The organism is Streptomyces violascens (assembly GCF_014649955.1).
Lineage (GTDB): Bacteria > Actinomycetota > Actinomycetes > Streptomycetales > Streptomycetaceae > Streptomyces > Streptomyces violascens.
Genome location: NZ_BMUA01000007.1, coordinates 225,572 through 247,996, shown reverse-complemented (window position 1 = coordinate 247,996; position 22,425 = coordinate 225,572). Strand labels below are relative to the sequence as shown.

Below are 22,425 nucleotides of genomic sequence, written 5' to 3'. Positions count from 1 at the left end.
GGGACGGGCCGAGATGAGCAAGAACATCAAGGGCGTCCTGGGCGAGAAGCTCGGCATGACCCAGGTCTGGGACGAGAACAACCGGGTTGTCCCGGTCACCGTCATCAAGGCCGGGCCGTGTGTCGTGACGCAGGTTCGCACGAACGACGTCGACGGCTACGAGTCGGTCCAGATCGCCTTCGGCGAGATCGACCCGCGCAAGGTGAACAAGCCCCTCAAGGGCCACTTCGCCAAGGCCGACGTGACCCCGCGCCGCCACCTGGTGGAGCTCCGCACCCCTGACGCCAGCGAGTACGCGCTGGGCCAGGAGATCACTGCCGAGGTGTTCGAGTCCGGCGTCAAGGTTGACGTCACGGGCAAGAGCAAGGGCAAGGGCTTCGCCGGTGGCATGAAGCGTCACAACTTCAAGGGCCTGGGCGCCGGTCACGGTGTGCAGCGCAAGCACCGCTCGCCCGGTTCCATCGGTGGCTGCGCCACCCCTGGCCGTGTGTTCAAGGGCACCCGCATGGCGGGCCGCATGGGCAACGAGCGTGTCACCACCCAGAACCTGACCATCCACGCGGTTGACGCGGAGAAGGGTCTGCTGCTCATCAAGGGCGCGGTCCCCGGTCCGAACGGCGGCCTCGTCCTGGTCCGTACCGCGGCCAAGGGGGCTTGAGGTAATGAGCACCATTGACATCCTTTCGCCGGCAGGCGACAAGGCCGGTACCGTCGAGCTCCCCGCGGAGATCTTCGACGCGAAGACCAGCGTTCCGCTGATCCACCAGGTCGTCGTCGCTCAGCTGGCAGCTGCCCGTCAGGGCACGCACAAGACCAAGACCCGCGGCGAAGTCCGTGGTGGTGGCCGCAAGCCGTACCGCCAGAAGGGCACCGGCCGCGCGCGCCAGGGTTCGACCCGTGCGCCGCAGTTCGCCGGCGGTGGCGTCGTCCACGGCCCGCAGCCGCGTGACTACTCGCAGCGCACCCCGAAGAAGATGAAGGCCGCCGCCCTGCGCGGTGCCCTCTCCGACCGGGCGCGCCACTCCCGCATCCACGTCGTCACCGGCGTGGTCGAGGGCACGGCTTCCACCAAGGCCGCCAAGACGCTGTTCGGCAAGATCTCGGAGCGCGCCAACCTGCTCCTGGTCGTCGACCGCGCCGAAGAGGCCGCGTGGCTGTCCGCCCGCAACCTGCCCCAGGTCCACATCCTGGAGCCGGGCCAGCTGAACACGTACGACGTGATCGTCTCCGACGACGTGGTCTTCACCCAGGCCGCTTTCGAGTCCTTCGTGTCTGGCCCCAAGGCCGATGACAACGAGGGGAGCGAGGCCTGATGGCCGAGATCACCAGCAAGACCTTCACGGACCCGCGCGACATTCTTGTCAAGCCGGTTGTTTCCGAGAAGAGCTACGCGCTGCTCGACGAGAACAAGTACACGTTCGTCGTCAAGCCGGGCTCCAACAAGACCCAGATCAAGCAGGCCGTGGAAGCGGTCTTCTCGGTCAAGGTCACCGGGGTCAACACGATCAACCGCCAGGGCAAGCGCAAGCGCACGAAGACCGGTTTCGGCAAGCGTGCCGACACCAAGCGCGCCATCGTGACCCTTGCTGAGGGCGACCGTATCGACATCTTCGGCCAGGCCTCCTAACGGAGCGCCCTGGTCCGAATATCGGACGAGGACTGAGAAATGGGTATCCGCAAGTACAAGCCGACGACTCCGGGCCGTCGTGGCTCCAGCGTCGCCGACTTCGTCGAGATCACGCGGTCCACGCCGGAGAAGTCGCTGGTCCGCCCCCTGCACAGCAAGGGCGGCCGTAACAACACCGGTCGTGTGACCGTCCGTCACCAGGGCGGTGGCCACAAGCGCGCCTACCGCGTGATCGACTTCCGTCGTCACGACAAGGACGGCGTGCCGGCCAAGGTCGCTCACATCGAGTACGACCCGAACCGCACCGCGCGCATCGCGCTCCTGCACTACGCAGACGGCGAGAAGCGCTACATCATCGCGCCCCGTGGCCTCGGCCAGGGTGACCGCGTTGAGAACGGCCCCGGGGCCGACATCAAGCCGGGCAACAACCTGGCGCTGCGCAACATCCCGGTCGGTACGACCATCCACGCCATCGAGCTGCGTCCCGGCGGCGGTGCGAAGTTCGCCCGCTCCGCGGGTGCTTCGGTGCAGCTGCTGGCGAAGGAGGGCACGATGGCCCACCTTCGTATGCCGTCCGGCGAAATTCGCCTGGTCGACGCCCGCTGCCGCGCCACCATCGGCGAGGTCGGCAACGCCGAGCAGTCGAACATCAACTGGGGCAAGGCCGGCCGCATGCGCTGGAAGGGCGTCCGCCCGACCGTCCGCGGTGTCGCGATGAACCCGGTTGACCACCCGCACGGTGGTGGTGAGGGCAAGACCAGTGGTGGTCGCCACCCGGTCTCCCCGTGGGGTCAGAAGGAGGGTCGTACTCGCTCGCCGAAGAAGGCATCGAGCAAGTACATCGTCCGCCGCCGCAAGACGAACAAGAAGCGCTAGGAGCGGGTTTAGATGCCGCGCAGTCTCAAGAAGGGACCCTTCGTCGACGGACACCTCGTAAAGAAGGTGGACGCCCAGAACGAAGCTGGTACCAAGAACGTCATCAAGACCTGGTCCCGTCGCTCGATGATCATCCCGGCCATGCTCGGCCACACGATCGCGGTGCACAACGGCAAGACCCACGTCCCGGTGTTTGTCTCCGAGTCGATGGTCGGCCACAAGCTCGGCGAGTTCTCGCCGACTCGCACCTTCCGCGGCCACGTCAAGGACGACCGGAAGTCGAAGCGCCGCTAACGCGGGGTGGGTAACGACTATGACTTACACCGAAGGGACAACCATGGAAGCCAGGGCCCAGGCGCGGTACATCCGCGTCACGCCCATGAAGGCCCGCCGCGTGGTGGACCTTATCCGTGGCATGGATGCCACGGAGGCTCAGGCGGTCCTGCGTTTCGCCCCGCAGGCCGCGAGCGTGCCGGTCGGCAAGGTGCTGGACAGCGCCATTGCCAACGCCGCGCACAACTACGACCACACCGACGCCTCTTCGCTGGTCATCAGCGAGGCGTACGTGGACGAGGGCCCGACCCTGAAGCGGTTCCGTCCGCGTGCCCAGGGCCGTGCCTACCGGATCCGTAAGCGGACCAGCCACATCACCGTGGTCGTCAGCAGCAAGGAAGGAACCCGGTAATGGGCCAGAAGGTAAACCCGCACGGGTTCCGACTCGGCATTACCACCGACTTCAAGTCGCGTTGGTACGCCGACAAGCTGTACAAGGACTACGTCAAGGAAGACGTCGCCATCCGTCGGATGATGACGTCCGGCATGGAGCGCGCCGGCATCTCGAAGGTTGAGATCGAGCGCACCCGTGACCGCGTGCGGGTGGACATCCACACCGCGCGTCCCGGCATCGTCATCGGCCGCCGTGGCGCCGAGGCCGACCGCATCCGCGGCGACCTCGAGAAGCTCACGGGCAAGCAGGTCCAGCTGAACATCCTCGAGGTCAAGAACCCCGAGATGGACGCTCAGCTGGTTGCTCAGGCCGTTGCCGAGCAGCTCTCCTCCCGCGTCTCCTTCCGTCGTGCCATGCGCAAGAGCATGCAGGGCACGATGAAGGCCGGCGCCAAGGGCATCAAGATCCAGTGCGGTGGCCGTCTCGGTGGCGCCGAGATGTCCCGCTCGGAGTTCTACCGCGAAGGCCGTGTGCCGCTGCACACCCTGCGCGCGAACATCGACTACGGCTTCTTCGAGGCCAAGACGACCTTCGGCCGCATCGGCGTGAAGGTCTGGATCTACAAGGGCGACGTCAAGAACATCGCCGAGGTTCGCGCCGAGAACGCAGCGGCCCGTGCGGGTAACCGCCCGGCCCGTGGTGGCGCCAACGACCGTCCGGCCGGTGGCCGCGGTGGCCGTGGCGGCGAGCGTGGCGGTCGCGGCCGCAAGCCGCAGCAGGCTGCGCCGGCTGCCGAGGCCCCCAAGGCCGAGGCTCCCGCCGCCGCCGCTCCGGCTGAGAGCACCGGAACGGAGGCCTGACCGAAATGCTGATCCCCCGTAGGGTCAAGCACCGCAAGCAGCACCACCCCAAGCGCCGCGGTATGGCCAAGGGTGGTACGACGGTTGCGTTCGGCGAGTACGGCATTCAGGCCCTCACGCCGGCGTACGTGACCAACCGCCAGATCGAGGCGGCTCGTATCGCGATGACCCGCCACATCAAGCGTGGCGGCAAGGTCTGGATCAACATCTACCCGGACCGCCCGCTGACGAAGAAGCCTGCCGAGACCCGCATGGGTTCCGGTAAGGGTTCTCCGGAGTGGTGGGTCGCGAACGTTCACCCGGGCCGGGTGATGTTCGAGCTGTCCTACCCGAACGAGAAGATTGCTCGTGAGGCGCTCACCCGAGCTGCTCACAAGCTCCCGATGAAGTGCCGCATCGTCCGGCGCGAGGCAGGTGAGGCGTGATGTCGGCCGGAACCAAGGCGTCCGAACTGCGCGAGCTGGGCGACGAGGAGCTTCTCAACAAGCTCCGCGAAGCCAAGGAAGAGCTGTTCAACCTCCGCTTCCAGGCGGCGACGGGCCAGCTCGAGAACCACGGTCGGCTCAAGTCCGTCCGTAAGGACATCGCCCGGATCTACACCCTGATGCGCGAGCGCGAGCTGGGCATCGAGACGGTGGAGAGCGCCTGATGAGCGAGAAGAATGTGACTGAGACGACTGAAGCGCGCGGTTTCCGCAAGACCCGTGAGGGTCTGGTCGTCAGCGACAAGATGGACAAGACCGTCGTCGTCGCTGTCGAGGACCGTGTGAAGCACGCGCTGTACGGCAAGGTCATCCGCCGTACGAACAAGCTCAAGGCGCACGACGAGCAGAACGCTGCCGGCGTCGGCGACCGCGTCCTCATCATGGAGACGCGTCCGCTGTCGGCGAGCAAGCGCTGGCGCATCGTCGAGATCCTCGAGAAGGCCAAGTAAGGCAATTCGCGCAAGCGAATTCCATACAGACAGTCCGAGGGGTTTTCCCTCGGGTTAGTTCCGCCAGGCTCGGCCGGGGCTGGATATGTCCAGCCCCGGCCGGGAACCGGCAGACGATCAGGAGATAGACGTGATCCAGCAGGAGTCGCGACTGCGTGTCGCCGACAACACTGGTGCGAAGGAAATCCTTTGCATCCGTGTGCTCGGTGGCTCCGGTCGCCGCTACGCGGGTATCGGTGACGTCATCGTCGCCACCGTCAAGGACGCGATCCCCGGTGGCAACGTGAAGAAGGGCGACGTCGTCAAGGCTGTCGTCGTGCGCACCGTCAAGGAGCGTCGTCGTCAGGACGGCTCGTACATCCGCTTCGACGAGAACGCGGCCGTCATCCTCAAGAACGATGGCGACCCCCGCGGCACCCGCATCTTCGGCCCGGTGGGCCGGGAGCTGCGCGAGAAGAAGTTCATGAAGATCATCTCGCTCGCGCCGGAGGTGCTGTAAGCATGAAGATCAAGAAGGGCGACCTGGTTCAGGTCATCACCGGTAAGGACAAGGGCAAGCAGGGCAAGGTCATCGCGGCCTTCCCCCGCGAGGACCGCGTCCTGGTCGAGGGTGTCAACCGGGTCAAGAAGCACACCAAGGCCGGCCAGACCGCTCGCGGTTCGCAGACCGGTGGCATTGTGACGACCGAGGCCCCGATCCACGTGAGCAACGTTCAGCTCGTCGTGGAGAAGGACGGCAACAAGGTCGTTACCCGCGTCGGTTTCCGCTTCGACGACGAGGGCAACAAGATCCGCGTTGCCAAGCGGACGGGTGAGGACATCTGATGGCTACCACCACCACTCCGCGTCTCAAGACGAAGTACCGCGAGGAGATCGCGGGCAAGCTGCGTGAGGAGTTCTCGTACGAGAACGTCATGCAGGTTCCCGGCCTCGTGAAGATCGTGGTCAACATGGGTGTGGGCGACGCCGCCCGCGACTCCAAGCTGATGGATGGCGCGGTTCGCGACCTCACCACGATCACCGGCCAGAAGCCGGCCGTCACCAAGGCCCGCAAGTCCATCGCGCAGTTCAAGCTGCGTGAGGGTCAGCCGATCGGCTGCCACGTCACCCTCCGTGGTGACCGCATGTGGGAGTTCCTGGACCGTACGCTGTCGCTCGCGCTGCCGCGTATCCGTGACTTCCGTGGTCTGTCGCCGAAGCAGTTCGACGGCCGTGGCAACTACACCTTCGGTCTCACCGAGCAGGTCATGTTCCACGAGATCGACCAGGACAAGATCGACCGTACCCGGGGTATGGACATCACCGTGGTCACCACGGCGACCAACGACGACGAGGGCCGTGCGCTCCTTCGTCACCTCGGCTTCCCCTTCAAGGAGGCGTAAGCGAGATGGCGAAGAAGGCTCTCATCGCGAAGGCTGCCCGCAAGCCCAAGTTCGGTGTGCGTGCGTACACCCGCTGCCAGCGCTGCGGTCGTCCCCACTCCGTGTACCGCAAGTTCGGCCTGTGCCGCGTGTGCCTTCGTGAGATGGCTCACCGTGGCGAGCTGCCGGGCGTGACCAAGAGCTCCTGGTAATTCCCCTCTGTCCTTTGGGACTTGGGAATTTCCGGACGCTCTCGGTAAGTATCTGGTCGGCGGATGCCCTCCTCCATATGCCGTAGGCTTGTGGGGTTGGGCGTCCGCCGCCCATAACGACTTACTACGCCGTAGGTCCCCGCACCGCACCCGTCCCGCCACTGAGTGGGGAGAGGGATGGCGCATACAGGAAACCGCGGCGAGAGAGGCCGAAGGCCGATTCATGACCATGACTGACCCGATCGCAGACATGCTCACTCGTCTGCGCAACGCTAACTCGGCGTACCACGACTCCGTCGTGATGCCGCACAGCAAGATCAAGTCGCACATCGCGGAGATCCTCCAGCAGGAGGGCTTCATCACTGGCTGGAAGGTCGAGGACGCCGAAGTCGGCAAGAACCTCGTCCTCGAGCTGAAGTTCGGGCCGAACCGTGAGCGCTCCATCGCGGGCATCAAGCGGATCTCGAAGCCCGGTCTGCGTGTGTACGCGAAGTCCACCAACCTGCCGAAGGTGCTCGGCGGCCTGGGCGTGGCGATCATCTCCACGTCGCACGGTCTGCTCACCGGTCAGCAGGCAGGCAAGAAGGGCGTAGGTGGGGAAGTCCTCGCCTACGTCTGGTAGTCGGGAACGGAGGAAAAGCTAATGTCGCGAATCGGCAAGCTCCCCATCCAGGTTCCCGCCGGTGTGGACGTCACCATCGATGGCCGTACGGTTCACGTGAAGGGCCCCAAGGGTTCCCTCACGCACGCCGTGGCGGCTCCCATCGAGATCGTGAAGGGTGAGGACGGCGTTCTGAACGTCACCCGCCCCAACGACGAGCGTCAGAACAAGGCCCTGCACGGCCTGTCCCGCACGCTGGTGGCCAACATGATCACCGGTGTGACCCAGGGATACACCAAGGCGCTCGAGATCAGCGGTGTCGGTTACCGCGTCCAGGCGAAGGGCTCCAACCTGGAGTTCGCGCTGGGATACAGCCACTCGATCACCGTCGAGGCCCCCGAAGGCATCACCTTCAAGGTCGAGTCGCCCACGAAGTTCTCGGTCGAGGGCATCGACAAGCAGAAGGTCGGCGAGGTCGCCGCCAACATCCGCAAGCTGCGGAAGCCCGACCCGTACAAGGCCAAGGGTGTCAAGTACGCCGGCGAGGTCATCCGCCGCAAGGTCGGAAAGGCTGGTAAGTAAGCCATGGCATACGGTGTGAAGATCGCCAAGGGCGACGCTTACAAGCGTGCCGCGAAGGCACGTCGCCACGTCCGCATCCGCAAGCACGTGTCGGGTACGGCGGAGCGTCCGCGCCTCGTCGTGACGCGTTCCAACCGCGGTATCACCGCTCAGGTCATCGACGACCTCAAGGGTCACACCCTGGCGTCGGCGTCGACTCTGGACGCTTCGATCCGCGGTGGCGAGGGCGACAAGTCCGCGCAGGCCAAGCAGGTCGGTGCCCTGGTCGCTGAGCGCGCCAAGGCCGCCGGCGTCGAGACCGTCGTGTTCGACCGTGGTGGCAACAGGTACGCCGGGCGCATTGCCGCTCTGGCTGACGCCGCCCGCGAAGCCGGGCTGAAGTTCTAAGCCCCGGTTCCGGGACTAACGGACGTAACAGAGAGAGGTAAATCCAATGGCTGGACCCCAGCGCCGCGGAAGCGGTGCCGGTGGCGGCGAGCGGCGGGACCGGAAGGGTCGCGACGGTGGCGCTGCCGCCGAGAAGACCGCTTACGTTGAGCGCGTTGTCGCGATCAACCGCGTTGCCAAGGTTGTCAAGGGTGGTCGCCGCTTCAGCTTCACCGCGCTGGTCGTGGTGGGCGACGGTGACGGCACCGTAGGTGTCGGTTACGGCAAGGCCAAGGAAGTTCCCGCGGCCATCGCCAAGGGCGTCGAGGAAGCCAAGAAGAACTTCTTCAAGGTTCCCCGCATCCAGGGCACCATCCCGCACCCGATCCAGGGCGAGAAGGCGGCCGGCGTTGTCCTGCTGAAGCCTGCTTCCCCCGGTACCGGTGTTATCGCCGGTGGCCCGGTGCGTGCGGTGCTCGAGTGCGCCGGCGTTCACGACATCCTGTCGAAGTCGCTCGGCTCCGACAACGCGATCAACATCGTGCACGCGACCGTGGAGGCCCTCAAGGGCCTGCAGCGTCCCGAGGAGATCGCGGCTCGCCGTGGTCTGCCCCTCGAGGCCGTTGCCCCCGCGGCTCTGCTTCGTGCGCGTGCGGGAGCGGGTGCGTAATGGCCCGTCTCAAGATCACGCAGACGAAGTCGTACATCGGCAGCAAGCAGAACCACCGCGACACCCTGCGTTCGCTCGGGCTCAAGCGCCTGAACGACGTGGTTGTCAAGGAGGACCGCCCCGAGTTCCGCGGCATGGTGCAGACCGTCCGCCACCTCGTGACGGTTGAGGAGGTTGACTGACATGGGTGAGAACAGCCCGCTGAAGGCCCATAACCTCCGTCCTGCCCCGGGCGCGAAGACCGCCAAGACCCGCGTGGGTCGTGGTGAGGCGTCCAAGGGTAAGACCGCAGGTCGTGGTACCAAGGGTACGAAGGCCCGCTACCAGGTTCCGGAGCGCTTCGAGGGTGGCCAGATGCCCCTCCACATGCGTCTCCCGAAGCTCAAGGGCTTCAAGAACCCGTTCCGCACCGAGTACCAGGTCGTGAACCTGGACAAGCTCGGCGCTCTCTACCCCGAGGGTGGAGAGGTCACGGTGGCCGACCTGGTCGCCAAGGGCGCGGTGCGCAAGAACAGCCTCGTCAAGGTCCTGGGCCAGGGCGAGATCTCCGTGGCGCTGCAGGTGACGGTCGACGCCGTCTCCGGCTCCGCCAAGGAGAAGATTGCCGCTGCCGGCGGCACCGTCACCGAGCTCGTCTGAGACAGCTTGATGGCTTGAACATCCGACCGGGGATGCCTCTCAAATGGGGCATCCCCGGTTGGTCGTTCCTAGGGGGGCATAGTCGCCGGTAAGGTGGCGTGCACTGTCTAAGTTCCGTGCTGTGTGCCTGGACGGCTACAGTACGGATTTTTGGCAGATCAAGACTTCAATCCTTATTCGTCGATCCTCAAGACCGTCACCCTGACGCACTTGCGCGGGGGTCGCAGGAGGCACCGTGCTCACCGCGTTCGCCCAGGCGTTCAAGACGCCTGACCTGCGCAAGAAGCTGCTCTTCACACTCGGCATCATCGTGATCTACCGGCTCGGTACGCATGTGCCCATGCCCGGGGTGAGCTACAAGAACGTACAGACCTGTGTGGACCAGGCCCAGCAGAACAGCGGTCTGTTCAGCCTGGTCAACATGTTCAGCGGCGGTGCGCTGCTGCAGATCACGATCTTCGCGCTCGGCATCATGCCGTACATCACGGCGAGCATCATCCTGCAGCTGCTGACCGTGGTGATCCCACGCCTGGAAGCCCTGAAGAAGGAGGGTCAGGCGGGTACGGCGAAGATCACGCAGTACACGCGTTACCTGACCGTCGCGCTGGCGATCCTCCAGGGCACCGGCCTCGTGGCCACCGCCCGCAACGGCGCGCTCTTCAACGGCTGCCAGGTCGCCACCGAGATCATCCCGAACCGGTCGATCTTCACCACCATCACGATGGTCATCACGATGACCGCCGGCACCGCCTGCGTCATGTGGCTCGGTGAGATCATCACCGACCGCGGCATCGGCAACGGCATGTCCATCCTGATGTTCATCTCGATCGCCTCCAGCTTCCCGGGCTCCCTGTGGGCCATCAAGAAGCAGGGCCACCTCGCCGGTGGCTGGATCGAGTTCGGCACCGTGGTGCTCGTCGGTCTGGTCATGGTCGGGCTCGTGGTCTTCGTCGAACAGGCCCAGCGGCGCATTCCCGTGCAGTACGCGAAGCGCATGATCGGCCGCAGGTCGTACGGCGGAACCTCCACGTACATCCCGCTGAAGGTCAATCAGGCCGGTGTGATCCCGGTCATCTTCGCCTCGTCGCTGCTCTACATTCCGGCGCTGATCGTCCAGTTCTCGAACTCGACGGCGGGCTGGGCCACCTGGATCAAGGACAACTTGACCAAGGGCGACCATCCTTACTACATCGTCAGCTACTTCCTGTTGATCGTGTTCTTCGCCTTCTTCTATGTGGCGATCTCGTTCAACCCCGAGGAAGTCGCCGACAACATGAAGAAGTATGGTGGCTTCATCCCGGGCATCCGGGCTGGCCGACCGACCGCTGAGTACCTGAGCTACGTACTCAACCGGATCACCTGGCCGGGGTCGCTGTATCTGGGGCTGATCGCGCTCGTACCGACAATGGCGTTGATCATCTTCGGCGGTGTCCAGAGCTTCCCGCTCGGCGGGACGAGCATCCTCATCATCGTGGGTGTGGGTCTGGAAACCGTTAAGCAGATCGAGAGCCAGCTTCAGCAGCGCAATTACGAAGGGTTCCTCCGCTGATGCGAATCGTCCTCGTCGGACCGCCCGGTGCAGGCAAGGGAACGCAGGCCGCGTTCCTTGCCCAGAACCTGGCGATCCCGCACATCTCCACGGGCGACCTCTTCCGTGCCAACATCAGCCAGGGCACGGACCTCGGCAAGCAGGCCAAGGCGTACATGGACGCCGGCAACCTGGTACCGGACGAGGTCACCATCGGGATGGCCAAGGACCGCATGGAAGCGCCGGACGCCGAGAACGGCTTCCTGCTCGACGGCTTCCCGCGCAACGTGGTGCAGGCCGAGGCGCTGGACGAGGTGCTGAAGGCGGACGGCGTGAAGCTGGACGCCGTGCTCGACCTGGAAGTCCCCGAGGACGAGGTCGTCAAGCGCATCGCCGGCCGGCGCATCTGCCGCAACGACAGCGCACACGTCTTCCACGTGGCGTACAACGCCCCGAAGCAGGACGGCGTCTGCGACAAGTGCGGCGGCGAGCTGTACCAGCGCGGTGACGACACCGAGGACACCGTGCGCAAGCGGCTCGAGGTCTACCACAGCGAGACCGAACCGATCATCGACTACTACCGTGCGCAGGGGCTGGTCATCACGATCTCCGCGCTCGGCAAGGTCGACAAGGTCACGGCCAAGGCGATGGACGCGCTGCGCCGCGACGCGGCCTAGTTCTCGCACCCAACGCTGCCTACGGCCGCGGTGCCCCCTCACGGGGGGTGCCGCGGCCGTTTCGCGTGTGCGGATCGGTGGTCGCCTCCTGGGAGGGCATCGACGCTGCCAGGGGCGCGGGGAACCGCGCGAGAAGCGACCACGGCCCGCACCCGAAGGCCGAAGCCATGGGGCGGACGGGCCGGGCCGCCCGTATCCGGCACCGGACGCGGAAGCCTTATCGTTGTTGGTGACCCGTACCTGTCCAGAAAGGCGTGAGCCGCACATGGTGGAGATCAAGACCCCCGAGCAGATCGCGAAGATGCGCGAGGCGGGGCTGGTCGTCGCCGCGATCCACGCCGCCACCCGCGAGGCCGCGGTGCCCGGGTCCACGACGAAGGACCTGGACGAGGTCGCCCGCAAGGTGATCGCCGAGCACGGCGCCAAGTCGAACTTCCTGGGGTACGGCGGATTCCCCGCCACGATCTGCACCTCGGTCAACGAGGTCGTCGTGCACGGGATCCCCGACGACAAGACCGTCCTGAAGGACGGCGACATCATCTCCATCGACGCCGGCGCGATCATCGACGGCTGGCACGGCGACGCCGCGTACACCGCGTTCGTCGGTACCGGGCACGCGCCCGAGCTGATCGAGCTGTCCCGGGTGACCGAGGAGTCCATGTGGGCCGGCCTCGCCGCGGTGAAGAAGGGCAACAGGCTCCTCGACGTCTCGCGCGCGATCGAGTCGTACATCCGCCGCCAGCCGCGCCCCTCGACCGGTAAGTACGGGATCGTCGAGGACTACGGGGGCCACGGCATCGGCTCCGAGATGCACATGGACCCGCACCTCCTGAACTACGTCGACAAGCGCCGCATGCTGGGCCGCCACAACCCGAAGCTGGTCCCGGGCTTCTGCCTGGCGATCGAGCCGATGGTCTCGCTCGGCACCCCCCGCACGGAGGTCCTGGAGGACGACTGGACGGTCGTCACGACGGATGGTTCCTGGTCCTCGCACTGGGAGCACTCCATCGCCCTGACGGAGGACGGCCCCCTGGTCCTGACGATGCCGGACGGTGGCAAGGCGAAGCTGGCGGAGTACGGCGTGACGACTGCGCCGGACCCGCTGGCCTGAGGGCGGCGTAACGATCTCTGCGGTGGGGCAAACTCATCTGATTCGTCTTTTCGAGTGCCCTGACGTAGACTGATGCGTCGGCTCTCGTGTACCCGTGTGTCCACACACGGCTGCGGGAGTCGATCAAGGTAGCCGATTCGAAAGGCGAAGCGTGGCCAAGAAGCAAGGTGCCATCGAAATCGAGGGCACCGTGATCGAGTCCCTCCCGAACGCCATGTTCAAGGTGGAACTCCAGAACGGTCACAAGGTCCTCGCGCACATCAGCGGCAAGATGCGGATGCACTACATCCGTATCCTCCCGGATGACCGGGTTGTGGTGGAGCTTTCTCCCTACGACCTGACGCGTGGCCGGATCGTCTACCGGTACAAGTAGATCTTGCCCACGTCGCTGTTCCAGCGGCGGTGGCACTGACCCGGAGAACCTGACATCCCATGAAGGTCAAGCCGAGCGTCAAGAAGATCTGCGACAAGTGCAAGGTGATCCGCCGTCACGGCCGGGTCATGGTCATCTGCGACAACCTGCGCCACAAGCAGCGCCAGGGCTGACGCACGCCGACCGACCTGCATTTCGCAGTTCTTCCCGCGACGCGAGCAAAACGTACATACGCAGCATCCACCTGGCCGGTTTCCCCGGCTGGTGACACCTCCGGCGGGGGCCGGGGACCCGAAACGTACCTAGTACGGCGGTCGGGAGCGGTGCTGTGGAAGACCCCCGAAAACAACTGGAGCCAGTAAATGGCACGCGTTTCCGGTGTTGACATCCCGCGCGAAAAGCGTGTGGAGATCGCACTCACCTACGTCTTCGGTATCGGGCGCACCCGGTCCAAGGAGATCCTCGCCTCCACCGGCGTGAACCCGAACACCCGCGTTCGTGACCTGGCCGAAGAGGACCTGGTCAAGATCCGCGAGTACGTGGACGCCAACCTCCGCACCGAGGGTGACCTTCGCCGTGAGGTTGCCGCCGACATCCGCCGCAAGGTCGAGATCGGCTGCTACCAGGGTCTGCGCCACCGTCGTGGTCTGCCGGTCCACGGTCAGCGCACCAGCACGAACGCTCGTACCCGCAAGGGCCCGCGTCGCGCCATCGCCGGTAAGAAGAAGCCGGGCAAGAAGTAGTCCACAGCGGACGCTTTTCAGCGGTCTTCGCTGTAGGACCGATCACCTCCCCTCCATCTGGAGTAAGACATGCCCCCCAAGGGTCGTCAGGGCGCTGCCAAGAAGGTGCGCCGCAAGGAAAAGAAGAACGTCGCTCACGGCCACGCGCACATCAAGAGCACGTTCAACAACACCATCGTCTCGATCACGGACCCCTCGGGCAACGTGATCTCCTGGGCGTCCGCCGGCCACGTCGGCTTCAAGGGCTCCCGCAAGTCGACTCCGTTCGCCGCGCAGATGGCCGCCGAGTCGGCCGCCCGCCGCGCGCAGGAGCACGGCATGCGCAAGGTTGACGTCTTCGTCAAGGGCCCGGGCTCCGGTCGCGAGACCGCGATCCGCTCCCTCCAGGCCACTGGCCTCGAGGTCGGCTCGATCCAGGACGTCACCCCGACGCCGCACAACGGCTGCCGTCCGCCCAAGCGCCGCCGCGTCTGACGCACCGCTTGGCACTGGCTCGGCAGTCGGCTGGGGGTCCGGGGGTTATCCCCCGGGACATCGCAGTACGGCTGCCGTCCGCCCAAGTGCCGCCGCGTCTGACGCACGGCTGTTTGAGCTGAGGTTCTGGGCGGTACGGCTCCTTCGAGGCGTGCCGCCCGTACCCTTGCAGTACGCAGTAACCCAGCAGGGCATCAAATAGTGGGTGCCCATGACTGAAGGAACTCCACATGCTTATCGCTCAGCGCCCTTCGCTGACCGAAGAGGTTGTTGACGAGTACCGCTCGCGGTTCGTCATCGAGCCCCTGGAGCCGGGCTTCGGCTACACGCTCGGCAACTCCCTGCGTCGTACGCTCCTCTCCTCGATCCCCGGTGCCGCTGTCACCAGCATCCGGATCGACGGTGTCCTGCACGAGTTCACCACCGTGCCGGGCGTCAAGGAGGACGTCACCGACCTCATCCTGAACATCAAGCAGCTGGTCGTCTCCTCGGAGCACGACGAGCCGGTCGTGATGTACCTGCGCAAGCAGGGTCCCGGCCTGGTCACCGCTGCTGACATCGCCCCGCCGGCCGGTGTCGAGGTGCACAACCCCGACCTGGTGCTCGCCACGCTGAACGGCAAGGGCAAGCTGGAGATGGAGCTGACCGTCGAGCGCGGTCGCGGCTACGTCTCCGCCGTGCAGAACAAGCAGCTGGGCCAGGAGATCGGCCGCATCCCGGTCGACTCCATCTACTCCCCGGTGCTCAAGGTCACGTACAAGGTCGAGGCGACCCGTGTCGAGCAGCGCACCGACTTCGACAAGCTGATCGTCGACGTCGAGACCAAGCAGGCCATGCGTCCCCGTGACGCCATGGCGTCGGCCGGTAAGACCCTGGTCGAGCTGTTCGGTCTGGCGCGCGAGCTCAACATCGACGCCGAGGGCATCGACATGGGCCCGTCCCCCACGGACGCCGCCCTTGCCGCCGACCTGGCGCTGCCGATCGAGGAGCTCGAGCTCACCGTTCGTTCGTACAACTGCCTCAAGCGTGAGGGCATCCACTCCGTGGGTGAGCTCGTGGCGCGCTCCGAGGCCGACCTGCTCGACATCCGCAACTTCGGTGCGAAGTCGATCGACGAGGTCAAGGCGAAGCTGGCCGGTATGGGCCTGGCGCTGAAGGACTCGCCTCCCGGCTTCGACCCGACCGCCGCGGCCGACGCCTTCGGCGCGGACGACGATGCCGACGCCGGCTTCGTGGAGACCGAGCAGTACTGATCGGTCTTCGTCTGCGGACCGGCTTCGGCTGGTCGCGCAGTTCCCCGCGCCCCTTACGGGGCGCGGGTCTCCGACAGGTAACCGCCTGCTCGGACACTGACATCGGTACCTCGTACGGCCGGTGCAGATCACTAGGAGAAACACCATGCCGCGTCCCGCAAAGGGTGCCCGTCTCGGCGGTTCCGCCGCGCACGAGCGTCTGCTTCTCGCCAACCTGGCGAAGTCGCTCTTCGAGCACGGCCGCATCACGACGACCGAGGCCAAGGCCCGCCGCCTGCGTCCGGTCGCCGAGCGCCTGATCACCAAGGCGAAGAAGGGCGACATCCACAACCGTCGCCTGGTGCTCCAGACGATCACCGACAAGGGCATCGTCCACACCCTCTTCACCGAGATCGCGCCCCGCTACGAGGAGCGTCCGGGTGGTTACACCCGTATCACCAAGATCGGCAACCGTCGTGGTGACAACGCGCCGATGGCCGTGATCGAGCTGGTCGAGGGCGAGATCGCCAAGAAGGCGACCGTTGCCGAGGCCGAGGCCGCCACCGTGCGCGCCGTCAAGGAGTCCGACGCCAAGGCTGCTGAGGCCGAGGTCGTCGAGGACGCCAAGCCGGCCGACGAGGCGAAGGACGCGTAAGCGTTCTGAAGGCTGGTGAACGGGCCCGTTCCCTTCGGGGGGCGGGCCCGTTCTGCTGTGTGGATGCTTTGAGAGGAACGGTTACGTGAGTGATGAGGTGGAGCCCGGCCTCGTCCGGGTGCGGCTGGATCTGTCGTACGACGGCAAGGACTTCTCCGGCTGGGCCCGGCAGCCGCTCGGGCGCAGGACCGTGCAGGGCGAGATCGAGGACGCGCTGCGCACGGTGACGCGCTCCGACGTGACGTACGACCTGACCGTCGCCGGGCGCACCGACGCCGGGGTGCACGCGCGCGGGCAGGTCGCGCACGTCGACCTGCCCGGGGCGGTGTGGGCCGAGCACCGCGAGAAGCTGCTGCGGCGGATGGCCGGGCGGCTGCCGCACGATGTGCGGATCTGGCGGATCGAGGAGGCGCCGAGCGGTTTCAACGCGCGGTTCTCGGCGATCTGGCGGCGGTACGCGTACCGGGTGACCGACAACGTCGGCGGCGTCGACCCGCTGTTGCGCGGTCATGTCCTGTGGCACGACTGGGAGTTGGACGTCGAGGCCATGAACGCGGCCTCCGCCGCGCTGCTCGGCGAGCACGACTTCGCGGCGTACTGCAAGAAGCGTGAAGGCGCCACCACCATCCGCACGCTGCAGGAGCTGTCCTGGGAGCGCGGCGACGACGGGATCGTCACCGCGACCGTGCGCGCCGACGCCTTCTGCCACAACATGGTGCGCTCCCTCGTGGGCGCGCTGCTGTACGTCGGCGACGGTCACCGGGGTCCCGAGTGGCCCGGCAAGGTCCTCGCGGCGGCGGTGCGCGACTCCTCCGTCCACGTGGTGAAGCCGCACGGCCTCACCCTGGAGGAAGTCGGTTACCCCGCCGATGAGTTGCTCGCCGCGCGCAGCAAGGAGGCGCGCAACATGCGTACGCTGCCCGGGAGTTCAGGCGGCGGGCCTGGCGGCTGCTGCTGAGGCCTGGTTGCGGCCGCGGGCGACGATCTGGTCGAAGGTGAACTTCGCGAGCTCGTCGCCCGCCGTGAACACGCCTGTGTCGCTCTTCGTCACGCTCTTGCCGTTGGCGAAGCCGCCGGTCGTGAAGTAGGCATAGCGACCATAGGAGTTGGTGGTGTTGCGGCAGACCGAACCGCCCCGGCAGAACGTGTTCACGCCCGAGCCGGAGAGCGAGGCGATGCCGCCGCTCGCCTGCTCCTTGGCCTTCGTCGCGGCGGTGTCCGTGTCGAACACGGCGACCCCGACGGTGACCGCGACGCCGTCCTTGGTGAACGTGGCCCGGATGACCTGGCGGCAGCCGTTGTCGTTGAGGGCCGAGCCGAGCGAACCCTGGGTGACCGAGGTGCAGTCGGTGACCTTGTCGGTCGGGCCCTTGGCGTAGGCGCCGCTGCCCAGGGTGAGGCTCTTGCCCGGGAAGAGGGTGTCGGCGCTCAGCGGCGCCGTGTCCTTCTTCGCGTTGGAGACGTAGTCGTACGGGTTGGGCGGAGGCGGCGGGGCCACCCGGGAGAACGAGGGCCCCGGCTGTGCGCTGTTGCTGGGCAGCGCCGGGGGAGAGGGCAGCTCACTGGCCGACTTGCCGTCGTCCTTGCTGCCCGCGTTCACGATCACGGTGGCCACGACCGCGACGACCGCCGCCGTCGCGAGTGCGCCGGCGCCTATGAACAGCAGCTTCTTGCGCCGGCTGCGCGCGGCCGACGCGTCCGCGAGCGCCGCCCAGTCCGGTGTCTGCTGATCCCCCGGGCCCCACGCGGGTCCCCCTTGCCCAAAGCTCATGCCGCGCATCTTAATTCGATTGTTCAGGGTGCCAGGGCCTGCGCGACAATCCGCCCATGGGACATCTTGAGGCTGCACATCTGGAGTACTACCTGCCGGACGGGCGGGTGCTGCTCGGCGACGCCTCGTTCCGGGTGGCGGAGGGTTCGGTGGTGGCTCTGGTCGGCGCCAACGGGGCCGGCAAGACGACGCTGCTCCGCATGATCTCCGGCGAGCTCCAGCCGCACGGCGGCTCGGTGACGGTGAGCGGCGGGCTCGGCGTGATGCCGCAGTTCGTGGGATCGGTGCGCGACGAGCGTACGGTGCGTGACCTGCTGGTTTCCGTCGCTCAGCCGCGGATCAGGAAGGCCGCGGCCGAGGTGGACGCGGCCGAGCACCTGATCATGACGGTCGACGACGAGGCCGCGCAGATGAAGTACGCGCAGGCCCTCAGCGACTGGGCCGAGGCGCACGGCTACGAGGCCGAGACGGTCTGGGACATGTGCACCATGGCCGCGCTGGGGGTGCCGTACGACAAGGCGCAGTTCCGCGAGGTGCGCACGCTCAGCGGCGGCGAGCAGAAGCGGCTCGTGCTCGAAGCGCTGCTGCGCGGGCCGGACGAGGTGCTGCTCCTGGACGAGCCGGACAACTATCTGGACGTGCCGGGCAAGCGCTGGCTGGAGGAGCGGCTGCGGGAGACCCGTAAGACGGTCCTGTTCGTCTCGCACGACCGGGAGCTGCTGTCGCGGGCCGCCGAGCGGATCGTGAGCCTGGAGCCGAGCCCCGCCGGGACGGACGTGTGGGTGCACGGCGCCGGATTCGGCACGTACCACGAGGCCCGCCGGGAGCGGTTCGCGCGCTTCGAGGAGCTCAAGCGGCGCTGGGACGAGGAGCACGCGCGGCTGAAGGCGCTGGTGCTGCGGCTGCGCAACCAGGCCGCGATCAGCCCGGACATGGCCTCGCGCTACCACGCGATGCAGACCCGCTTCAAGAAGTTCGAGGAGGCGGGCCCGCCGCCGGAGCCGCCGCGCGAGCAGGCGATCACCATGCGGCTGCGCGGCGGCCGTACCGGAGTGCGCGCCCTGACCTGCGAGAACCTTGAGCTGACCGGCCTGATGAAGCCGTTCTCGCTGGAGGTCTTCTACGGCGAGCGGGTCGCCGTCCTCGGCTCCAACGGCTCCGGCAAGTCGCACTTCCTGCGGCTGCTCGCGGGCGATCCGTCGGTGGCGTACACCGGGAACTGGAAGCTGGGCGCGCGGGTCGTGCCCGGGCACTTCGCGCAGACCCACGCACACCCCGAACTGCTCGGGCGCACGCTCGTCGACATCCTGTGGAGCGAGCACGCCAAGGACCGCGGGGCCGCCATGTCGGTGCTCCGCCGGTACGAGCTGGAGCGGCAGGGGGACCAGCCCTTCGACAAGCTGTCCGGCGGCCAGCAGGCCCGCTTCCAGATCCTGCTCCTGGAGCTCGCCGGCACGACCGCGCTGCTGCTCGACGAACCCACCGACAACCTCGACCTGGAGTCGGCGGAGGCCCTCCAGGACGGTCTGGAGTCGTACGACGGCACGGTGCTCGCCGTCACCCACGACCGCTGGTTCTCGAAGACGTTCGACCGCTATCTGGTCTTCGGCTCGGACGGCGTGGTGCGGGAGACCACCGAACCGGTGTGGGACGAGCGCCGGGTGGAGCGGGCCCGCTAGCGCGTTTGAGCAGGTCAGGGCCCGGTTCGCCGGAATGCGGCCAGGTGCCTCCCGGGCGGTTTTGACCCGCCCGGGGGCGCCCGGGTAGTCTTCTGGTTTGTTATGCGTATTGGCTTGGTCGTTCTCAAGCGAAGAGCTCTTACGCAGGTTCTCTGGAGCAGTTACCAGTGACTCGCATACGGGCAGCGTTCCCGGCACTGTGGGTCCCAGCTGCATGATCGCTTCAGGGTGCAATGTGTTTGGACCCCATCCACTGAAGAAGCGAAGGCTACGAAGTGCGTACGTACAGCCCCAAGCCCGGCGACATCACTCGCCAGTGGCACGTCATTGATGCCCGGGACGTCGTCCTGGGTCGTCTGGCGACCACCGCCGCGAACCTTCTCCGAGGCAAGCACAAGCCCGTCTATGCGCCCCACATGGACATGGGTGACTTCGTCATCATCATCAACGCCGACAAGGTTCACCTGTCCGGCAACAAGAAGACCCAGAAGATGGCGTACCGCCACTCCGGCTACCCGGGCGGTCTCCGCTCGGTGCGCTACGACGACCTCCTGGCGAACAACCCGGAGAAGGCCGTCGAGAAGGCCATCAAGGGCATGATCCCCAAGAACACCCTGGGCCGTCAGATGCTCTCGAAGCTGAAGGTCTACTCGGGCGACCAGCACCCCCACGCTGCCCAGCAGCCGGTGCCGTTCGAGATCACCCAGGTCGCGCAGTAGTTCCGGCCACCCCCTAAGACAGAAAAGAATCTGAGGAGCATCGTGGCCGAGACCACTGTCGAGACCCCCGTCGAGGGCGAAGAGACCTACGCGGAGGTCACCACCTTCGAGTCCGAGGTCCCCGTCGAGGGCGAGTACACCACCGAGTCGATGGCTTCGCGCTTCGGTGACCCGCAGCCGGCCGCCGGCCTGGGTCGTCGCAAGAACGCCATCGCCCGCGTCCGGATCGTTCCGGGCACCGGCAAGTGGAAGATCAACGGGCGTACGCTCGAGGACTACTTCCCGAACAAGGTCCACCAGCAGGAAGTCAACGAGCCCTTCAAGGTGCTCGAGCTCGACAACCGCTACGACGTCATCGCCCGCATCTCGGGTGGCGGCGTGTCCGGTCAGGCCGGCGCCCTGCGCCTCGGCGTGGCCCGTGCGCTGAACGAGGCCGACGTCGACAACAACCGCCCCGCCCTCAAGAAGGCCGGCTTCCTCTCCCGCGACGACCGTGCGGTCGAGCGCAAGAAGGCCGGTCTCAAGAAGGCCCGTAAGGCCCCGCAGTACAGCAAGCGCTAAATCCGCGCCTGCCACTACGGCTTTCGTTCGCCCCGGCAGCACCTTCCGTGCTGCCGGGGCGTTCGTCTATTCACCCCCGGCAGTTATCTACCCCGCACTTTCAGGTTTTCGGAGGACAGACGTGGGACGACTCTTCGGCACGGACGGCGTGCGCGGTGTCGCCAACTCGGATCTGACGGCTGAGCTCGCGCTCGGTCTGTCGGTGGCGGCGGCACATGTGCTCGCCGAAGCGGGGACCTTCGAGGGACACCGGCCGACCGCCGTGGTCGGGCGGGACCCCCGCGCGTCGGGAGAGTTCCTGGAGGCCGCGGTCGTCGCGGGCCTCGCGAGCGCGGGCGTGGACGTCCTGCGGGTCGGTGTGCTGCCCACCCCCGCGGTGGCGTACCTCACCGGCGTGCTGGGTGCCGACCTCGGCGTGATGCTCTCGGCCAGCCACAACGCCATGCCGGACAACGGTGTCAAGTTCTTCGCGCGCGGCGGCCACAAGCTCGCCGACGAGCTGGAGGACCGCATCGAGTCGATCTACGAGCAGCACCGCACGGGCGAGCCGTGGGAGCGCCCGACCGGCTCGGGCGTGGGCCGCGTCCGCAGTTACGACGAGGGCTTCGACCGGTACGTCGCGCACCTCATCGGCGTGCTGCCCAACCGCCTCGACGGTCTCAAGGTCGTCCTGGACGAGGCGCACGGCGCGGCCGCCCGAGTCTCGCCGGAGGCGTTCACGCGGGCCGGCGCCGAGGTCGTCACGATCGGTGCCGAGCCGGACGGGCTCAACATCAACGACGGCTGCGGCTCCACCCACCTCGGCCTCCTGAAGGCGGCCGTCGTCGAGCACGGCGCCGACCTCGGCATCGCGCACGACGGCGACGCCGACCGCTGCCTGGCCGTGGACGGCGCGGGCAACGAGGTCGACGGCGACCAGATCCTCGCGGTCCTCGCCCTCGCCATGCGCGAGGCGGGCACGCTGCGCGGCAACACCGTCGTCGGCACCGTCATGTCCAACCTGGGCTTCAAGATCGCCATGGAGCGCGAGGGCATCCAGCTCGTCCAGACGGCGGTCGGTGACCGCTACGTCCTGGAGTCGATGAAGGAGCACGGGTACGCGCTCGGCGGCGAGCAGTCCGGCCACGTGATCATCCTGGACCACGCGACCACCGGTGACGGCACGCTGACCGGCCTGATGCTGGCCGCCCGTGTCGCGGCCACCCGCCGCACGCTCGCCGACCTCGCCGGGGTCATGGAGCGGCTTCCCCAGGTCCTGGTCAACGTTCCCGACGTCGACAAGTCCCGCGTGTCCACCTCCGCCGAGCTGGGCGCGGCCGTCGCCGAGGCCGAGCGCGAGCTGGGCGCGACCGGCCGGGTGCTGCTCCGCCCCTCGGGCACCGAGCCGCTGGTCCGCGTGATGGTCGAGGCCGCCGACATCGAGCAGGCCCGCTCGGTGGCCGGCCGCCTCGCCGATGTGGTCAAGTCGGCGCTGGGCTAAGGGAGTTGGCGTTTGCGCTGGCTCGCCC

Annotated in this window: 35 protein-coding genes; 34 read left to right on the top strand and 1 reads right to left on the bottom strand. The window is 66.9% G+C overall.

Annotation, left to right across the window (positions count from 1 at the left end; genetic code table 11):
• The first annotated feature begins 13 nt into the window (after positions 1-13).
• The 30 genes from rplC to truA all read left to right on the top strand — a co-directional run bounded on the left by rplC (position 14) and on the right by truA (position 17,145).
• On the top strand, positions 14-658 hold the full coding sequence (gene rplC / locus IE206_RS17510) for a 50S ribosomal protein L3 (RefSeq protein ID WP_189963080.1): 645 nt from the start codon (positions 14-16) through the stop codon (positions 656-658).
• A 4-nt stretch (positions 659-662) separates the two neighbouring features.
• Positions 663-1,313 (top strand): 50S ribosomal protein L4, encoded by a 651-nt coding sequence (gene rplD, locus IE206_RS17505; RefSeq protein ID WP_189963079.1) that lies wholly within the window; start codon positions 663-665, stop codon positions 1,311-1,313.
• The gene (rplW, locus tag IE206_RS17500) at positions 1,313-1,627 is read left to right on the top strand and encodes a 50S ribosomal protein L23 (RefSeq protein ID WP_100578120.1); all 315 of its coding nucleotides are present in this window, start codon (positions 1,313-1,315) and stop codon (positions 1,625-1,627) included. The genes rplD and rplW overlap by 1 nt, the downstream gene beginning before the upstream one ends.
• A 39-nt stretch (positions 1,628-1,666) precedes the next feature.
• Positions 1,667-2,503 (top strand): 50S ribosomal protein L2, encoded by an 837-nt coding sequence (gene rplB / locus IE206_RS17495; protein WP_189963078.1) that lies wholly within the window; start codon positions 1,667-1,669, stop codon positions 2,501-2,503.
• 12 nt (positions 2,504-2,515) lie between these two features.
• Complete coding sequence (gene rpsS / locus IE206_RS17490) at positions 2,516-2,797, top strand: 30S ribosomal protein S19 (RefSeq protein WP_100578122.1); 282 nt, start codon at positions 2,516-2,518, stop codon at positions 2,795-2,797.
• Positions 2,798-2,840: 43 nt separating this feature from the next.
• A complete protein-coding gene (rplV, locus tag IE206_RS17485; RefSeq protein WP_004571827.1) occupies positions 2,841-3,188 on the top strand; it encodes a 50S ribosomal protein L22 in 348 nt (115 codons plus the stop codon).
• Entirely contained in the window at positions 3,188-4,030 is an 843-nt protein-coding gene (gene rpsC, locus IE206_RS17480; protein WP_053727609.1) for a 30S ribosomal protein S3, read from the top strand. The genes rplV and rpsC overlap by 1 nt, the downstream gene beginning before the upstream one ends.
• Before the next feature lie 5 nt (positions 4,031-4,035).
• The gene (gene rplP, locus IE206_RS17475) at positions 4,036-4,455 is read left to right on the top strand and encodes a 50S ribosomal protein L16 (protein WP_053727610.1); all 420 of its coding nucleotides are present in this window, start codon (positions 4,036-4,038) and stop codon (positions 4,453-4,455) included.
• Complete coding sequence (rpmC, locus tag IE206_RS17470; protein ID WP_003966952.1) at positions 4,455-4,679, top strand: 50S ribosomal protein L29; 225 nt, start codon at positions 4,455-4,457, stop codon at positions 4,677-4,679. The genes rplP and rpmC overlap by 1 nt, the downstream gene beginning before the upstream one ends.
• Positions 4,679-4,963 carry a 30S ribosomal protein S17 gene (rpsQ, locus tag IE206_RS17465; protein ID WP_100578124.1) on the top strand — a complete coding sequence of 95 codons (285 nt, stop codon included), beginning with the start codon at positions 4,679-4,681 and terminating at the stop codon, positions 4,961-4,963. The genes rpmC and rpsQ overlap by 1 nt, the downstream gene beginning before the upstream one ends.
• Before the next feature lie 130 nt (positions 4,964-5,093).
• A complete protein-coding gene (gene rplN / locus IE206_RS17460; protein ID WP_053727611.1) occupies positions 5,094-5,462 on the top strand; it encodes a 50S ribosomal protein L14 in 369 nt (122 codons plus the stop codon).
• Positions 5,463-5,464: 2 nt separating this feature from the next.
• Entirely contained in the window at positions 5,465-5,788 is a 324-nt protein-coding gene (gene rplX, locus IE206_RS17455) for a 50S ribosomal protein L24 (protein ID WP_053727612.1), read from the top strand.
• Complete coding sequence (rplE, locus tag IE206_RS17450; RefSeq protein WP_053727613.1) at positions 5,788-6,345, top strand: 50S ribosomal protein L5; 558 nt, start codon at positions 5,788-5,790, stop codon at positions 6,343-6,345. The genes rplX and rplE overlap by 1 nt, the downstream gene beginning before the upstream one ends.
• A 5-nt stretch (positions 6,346-6,350) precedes the next feature.
• The gene (locus tag IE206_RS17445; protein WP_003956452.1) at positions 6,351-6,536 is read left to right on the top strand and encodes a type Z 30S ribosomal protein S14; all 186 of its coding nucleotides are present in this window, start codon (positions 6,351-6,353) and stop codon (positions 6,534-6,536) included.
• Between the two features lie 223 nt (positions 6,537-6,759).
• Positions 6,760-7,158: a 30S ribosomal protein S8 gene (gene rpsH, locus IE206_RS17440; protein WP_003966947.1), complete on the top strand. Its 399-nt coding sequence runs from the start codon at positions 6,760-6,762 to the stop codon at positions 7,156-7,158.
• 21 nt (positions 7,159-7,179) lie between these two features.
• Positions 7,180-7,719, top strand: coding sequence for a 50S ribosomal protein L6 (gene rplF, locus IE206_RS17435; RefSeq protein ID WP_189963077.1), 540 nt, complete (start codon positions 7,180-7,182; stop codon positions 7,717-7,719).
• Between the two features lie 3 nt (positions 7,720-7,722).
• Positions 7,723-8,106 (top strand): 50S ribosomal protein L18, encoded by a 384-nt coding sequence (gene rplR, locus IE206_RS17430; RefSeq protein WP_189963076.1) that lies wholly within the window; start codon positions 7,723-7,725, stop codon positions 8,104-8,106.
• Positions 8,107-8,152: 46 nt separating this feature from the next.
• Positions 8,153-8,755 carry a 30S ribosomal protein S5 gene (rpsE, locus tag IE206_RS17425; RefSeq protein ID WP_189963075.1) on the top strand — a complete coding sequence of 201 codons (603 nt, stop codon included), beginning with the start codon at positions 8,153-8,155 and terminating at the stop codon, positions 8,753-8,755.
• A complete protein-coding gene (gene rpmD / locus IE206_RS17420; protein ID WP_053682614.1) occupies positions 8,755-8,937 on the top strand; it encodes a 50S ribosomal protein L30 in 183 nt (60 codons plus the stop codon). Before rpsE ends, rpmD begins: the two co-directional genes overlap by 1 nt.
• Before the next feature lies 1 nt (position 8,938).
• Positions 8,939-9,394 carry a 50S ribosomal protein L15 gene (gene rplO / locus IE206_RS17415; RefSeq protein WP_100578128.1) on the top strand — a complete coding sequence of 152 codons (456 nt, stop codon included), beginning with the start codon at positions 8,939-8,941 and terminating at the stop codon, positions 9,392-9,394.
• Positions 9,395-9,629: 235 nt separating this feature from the next.
• The gene (gene secY, locus IE206_RS17410) at positions 9,630-10,943 is read left to right on the top strand and encodes a preprotein translocase subunit SecY (RefSeq protein ID WP_189963074.1); all 1,314 of its coding nucleotides are present in this window, start codon (positions 9,630-9,632) and stop codon (positions 10,941-10,943) included.
• Positions 10,943-11,599 carry an adenylate kinase gene (locus IE206_RS17405; RefSeq protein WP_189963073.1) on the top strand — a complete coding sequence of 219 codons (657 nt, stop codon included), beginning with the start codon at positions 10,943-10,945 and terminating at the stop codon, positions 11,597-11,599. Before secY ends, IE206_RS17405 begins: the two co-directional genes overlap by 1 nt.
• A gap of 265 nt (positions 11,600-11,864) precedes the next feature.
• The gene (gene map / locus IE206_RS17400) at positions 11,865-12,710 is read left to right on the top strand and encodes a type I methionyl aminopeptidase (protein ID WP_189963072.1); all 846 of its coding nucleotides are present in this window, start codon (positions 11,865-11,867) and stop codon (positions 12,708-12,710) included.
• Positions 12,711-12,861: 151 nt separating this feature from the next.
• The gene (gene infA / locus IE206_RS17395; protein WP_003956442.1) at positions 12,862-13,083 is read left to right on the top strand and encodes a translation initiation factor IF-1; all 222 of its coding nucleotides are present in this window, start codon (positions 12,862-12,864) and stop codon (positions 13,081-13,083) included.
• A 59-nt stretch (positions 13,084-13,142) separates the two neighbouring features.
• On the top strand, positions 13,143-13,256 hold the full coding sequence (gene rpmJ, locus IE206_RS17390) for a 50S ribosomal protein L36 (protein ID WP_003956441.1): 114 nt from the start codon (positions 13,143-13,145) through the stop codon (positions 13,254-13,256).
• Between the two features lie 189 nt (positions 13,257-13,445).
• On the top strand, positions 13,446-13,826 hold the full coding sequence (gene rpsM, locus IE206_RS17385) for a 30S ribosomal protein S13 (protein WP_053727621.1): 381 nt from the start codon (positions 13,446-13,448) through the stop codon (positions 13,824-13,826).
• Between the two features lie 69 nt (positions 13,827-13,895).
• The gene (rpsK, locus tag IE206_RS17380) at positions 13,896-14,300 is read left to right on the top strand and encodes a 30S ribosomal protein S11 (RefSeq protein WP_003956432.1); all 405 of its coding nucleotides are present in this window, start codon (positions 13,896-13,898) and stop codon (positions 14,298-14,300) included.
• Positions 14,301-14,530: 230 nt separating this feature from the next.
• Entirely contained in the window at positions 14,531-15,553 is a 1,023-nt protein-coding gene (locus IE206_RS17375) for a DNA-directed RNA polymerase subunit alpha (protein ID WP_010473911.1), read from the top strand.
• A gap of 145 nt (positions 15,554-15,698) precedes the next feature.
• A complete protein-coding gene (gene rplQ, locus IE206_RS17370) occupies positions 15,699-16,187 on the top strand; it encodes a 50S ribosomal protein L17 (RefSeq protein ID WP_189963071.1) in 489 nt (162 codons plus the stop codon).
• A gap of 85 nt (positions 16,188-16,272) precedes the next feature.
• Entirely contained in the window at positions 16,273-17,145 is an 873-nt protein-coding gene (gene truA / locus IE206_RS17365) for a tRNA pseudouridine(38-40) synthase TruA (RefSeq protein ID WP_189963070.1), read from the top strand.
• Here the strand turns inward: truA and IE206_RS17360 are convergent.
• Positions 17,116-17,958 (bottom strand): hypothetical protein, encoded by an 843-nt coding sequence (locus IE206_RS17360; protein WP_189963069.1) that lies wholly within the window; start codon positions 17,956-17,958, stop codon positions 17,116-17,118. The two genes, truA and IE206_RS17360, sit on opposite strands and share 30 nt — an antisense overlap.
• A 56-nt stretch (positions 17,959-18,014) precedes the next feature.
• Between IE206_RS17360 and IE206_RS17355 the strand changes: the two genes are divergently transcribed.
• From IE206_RS17355 to glmM, 4 genes are all read left to right on the top strand, one after another.
• Complete coding sequence (locus IE206_RS17355; protein ID WP_189963068.1) at positions 18,015-19,637, top strand: ABC-F family ATP-binding cassette domain-containing protein; 1,623 nt, start codon at positions 18,015-18,017, stop codon at positions 19,635-19,637.
• A gap of 275 nt (positions 19,638-19,912) precedes the next feature.
• Positions 19,913-20,356 (top strand): 50S ribosomal protein L13, encoded by a 444-nt coding sequence (gene rplM, locus IE206_RS17350; protein WP_053727625.1) that lies wholly within the window; start codon positions 19,913-19,915, stop codon positions 20,354-20,356.
• A 42-nt stretch (positions 20,357-20,398) separates the two neighbouring features.
• A complete protein-coding gene (gene rpsI / locus IE206_RS17345; protein WP_189963067.1) occupies positions 20,399-20,917 on the top strand; it encodes a 30S ribosomal protein S9 in 519 nt (172 codons plus the stop codon).
• A gap of 121 nt (positions 20,918-21,038) precedes the next feature.
• The gene (gene glmM, locus IE206_RS17340; RefSeq protein ID WP_189963066.1) at positions 21,039-22,397 is read left to right on the top strand and encodes a phosphoglucosamine mutase; all 1,359 of its coding nucleotides are present in this window, start codon (positions 21,039-21,041) and stop codon (positions 22,395-22,397) included.
• Positions 22,398-22,425 lie beyond the last annotated feature (28 nt).

Bases quoted from the DNA above. Each gene is read 5' to 3' on its own strand.
- rplC (WP_189963080.1), top strand. From the start codon at position 14: ATGAGCAAGAACATCAAGGGCGTCCTGGGCGAGAAGCTCGGCATGACC.
- rplD (WP_189963079.1), top strand. From the start codon at position 663: ATGAGCACCATTGACATCCTTTCGCCGGCAGGCGACAAGGCCGGTACC.
- rplW (WP_100578120.1), top strand. From the start codon at position 1,313: ATGGCCGAGATCACCAGCAAGACCTTCACGGACCCGCGCGACATTCTT.
- rplB (WP_189963078.1), top strand. From the start codon at position 1,667: ATGGGTATCCGCAAGTACAAGCCGACGACTCCGGGCCGTCGTGGCTCC.
- rpsS (WP_100578122.1), top strand. From the start codon at position 2,516: ATGCCGCGCAGTCTCAAGAAGGGACCCTTCGTCGACGGACACCTCGTA.
- rplV (WP_004571827.1), top strand. From the start codon at position 2,841: ATGGAAGCCAGGGCCCAGGCGCGGTACATCCGCGTCACGCCCATGAAG.
- rpsC (WP_053727609.1), top strand. From the start codon at position 3,188: ATGGGCCAGAAGGTAAACCCGCACGGGTTCCGACTCGGCATTACCACC.
- rplP (WP_053727610.1), top strand. From the start codon at position 4,036: ATGCTGATCCCCCGTAGGGTCAAGCACCGCAAGCAGCACCACCCCAAG.
- rpmC (WP_003966952.1), top strand. From the start codon at position 4,455: ATGTCGGCCGGAACCAAGGCGTCCGAACTGCGCGAGCTGGGCGACGAG.
- rpsQ (WP_100578124.1), top strand. From the start codon at position 4,679: ATGAGCGAGAAGAATGTGACTGAGACGACTGAAGCGCGCGGTTTCCGC.
- rplX (WP_053727612.1), top strand. From the start codon at position 5,465: ATGAAGATCAAGAAGGGCGACCTGGTTCAGGTCATCACCGGTAAGGAC.
- rplE (WP_053727613.1), top strand. From the start codon at position 5,788: ATGGCTACCACCACCACTCCGCGTCTCAAGACGAAGTACCGCGAGGAG.
- IE206_RS17445 (WP_003956452.1), top strand. From the start codon at position 6,351: ATGGCGAAGAAGGCTCTCATCGCGAAGGCTGCCCGCAAGCCCAAGTTC.
- rpsH (WP_003966947.1), top strand. From the start codon at position 6,760: ATGACCATGACTGACCCGATCGCAGACATGCTCACTCGTCTGCGCAAC.
- rplF (WP_189963077.1), top strand. From the start codon at position 7,180: ATGTCGCGAATCGGCAAGCTCCCCATCCAGGTTCCCGCCGGTGTGGAC.
- rplR (WP_189963076.1), top strand. From the start codon at position 7,723: ATGGCATACGGTGTGAAGATCGCCAAGGGCGACGCTTACAAGCGTGCC.
- rpsE (WP_189963075.1), top strand. From the start codon at position 8,153: ATGGCTGGACCCCAGCGCCGCGGAAGCGGTGCCGGTGGCGGCGAGCGG.
- rpmD (WP_053682614.1), top strand. From the start codon at position 8,755: ATGGCCCGTCTCAAGATCACGCAGACGAAGTCGTACATCGGCAGCAAG.
- rplO (WP_100578128.1), top strand. From the start codon at position 8,939: ATGGGTGAGAACAGCCCGCTGAAGGCCCATAACCTCCGTCCTGCCCCG.
- IE206_RS17405 (WP_189963073.1), top strand. From the start codon at position 10,943: ATGCGAATCGTCCTCGTCGGACCGCCCGGTGCAGGCAAGGGAACGCAG.
- map (WP_189963072.1), top strand. From the start codon at position 11,865: ATGGTGGAGATCAAGACCCCCGAGCAGATCGCGAAGATGCGCGAGGCG.
- rpmJ (WP_003956441.1), top strand. From the start codon at position 13,143: ATGAAGGTCAAGCCGAGCGTCAAGAAGATCTGCGACAAGTGCAAGGTG.
- rpsM (WP_053727621.1), top strand. From the start codon at position 13,446: ATGGCACGCGTTTCCGGTGTTGACATCCCGCGCGAAAAGCGTGTGGAG.
- rpsK (WP_003956432.1), top strand. From the start codon at position 13,896: ATGCCCCCCAAGGGTCGTCAGGGCGCTGCCAAGAAGGTGCGCCGCAAG.
- IE206_RS17375 (WP_010473911.1), top strand. From the start codon at position 14,531: ATGCTTATCGCTCAGCGCCCTTCGCTGACCGAAGAGGTTGTTGACGAG.
- rplQ (WP_189963071.1), top strand. From the start codon at position 15,699: ATGCCGCGTCCCGCAAAGGGTGCCCGTCTCGGCGGTTCCGCCGCGCAC.
- IE206_RS17360 (WP_189963069.1), bottom strand. From the start codon at position 17,958: ATGAGCTTTGGGCAAGGGGGACCCGCGTGGGGCCCGGGGGATCAGCAG.
- IE206_RS17355 (WP_189963068.1), top strand. From the start codon at position 18,015: ATGGGACATCTTGAGGCTGCACATCTGGAGTACTACCTGCCGGACGGG.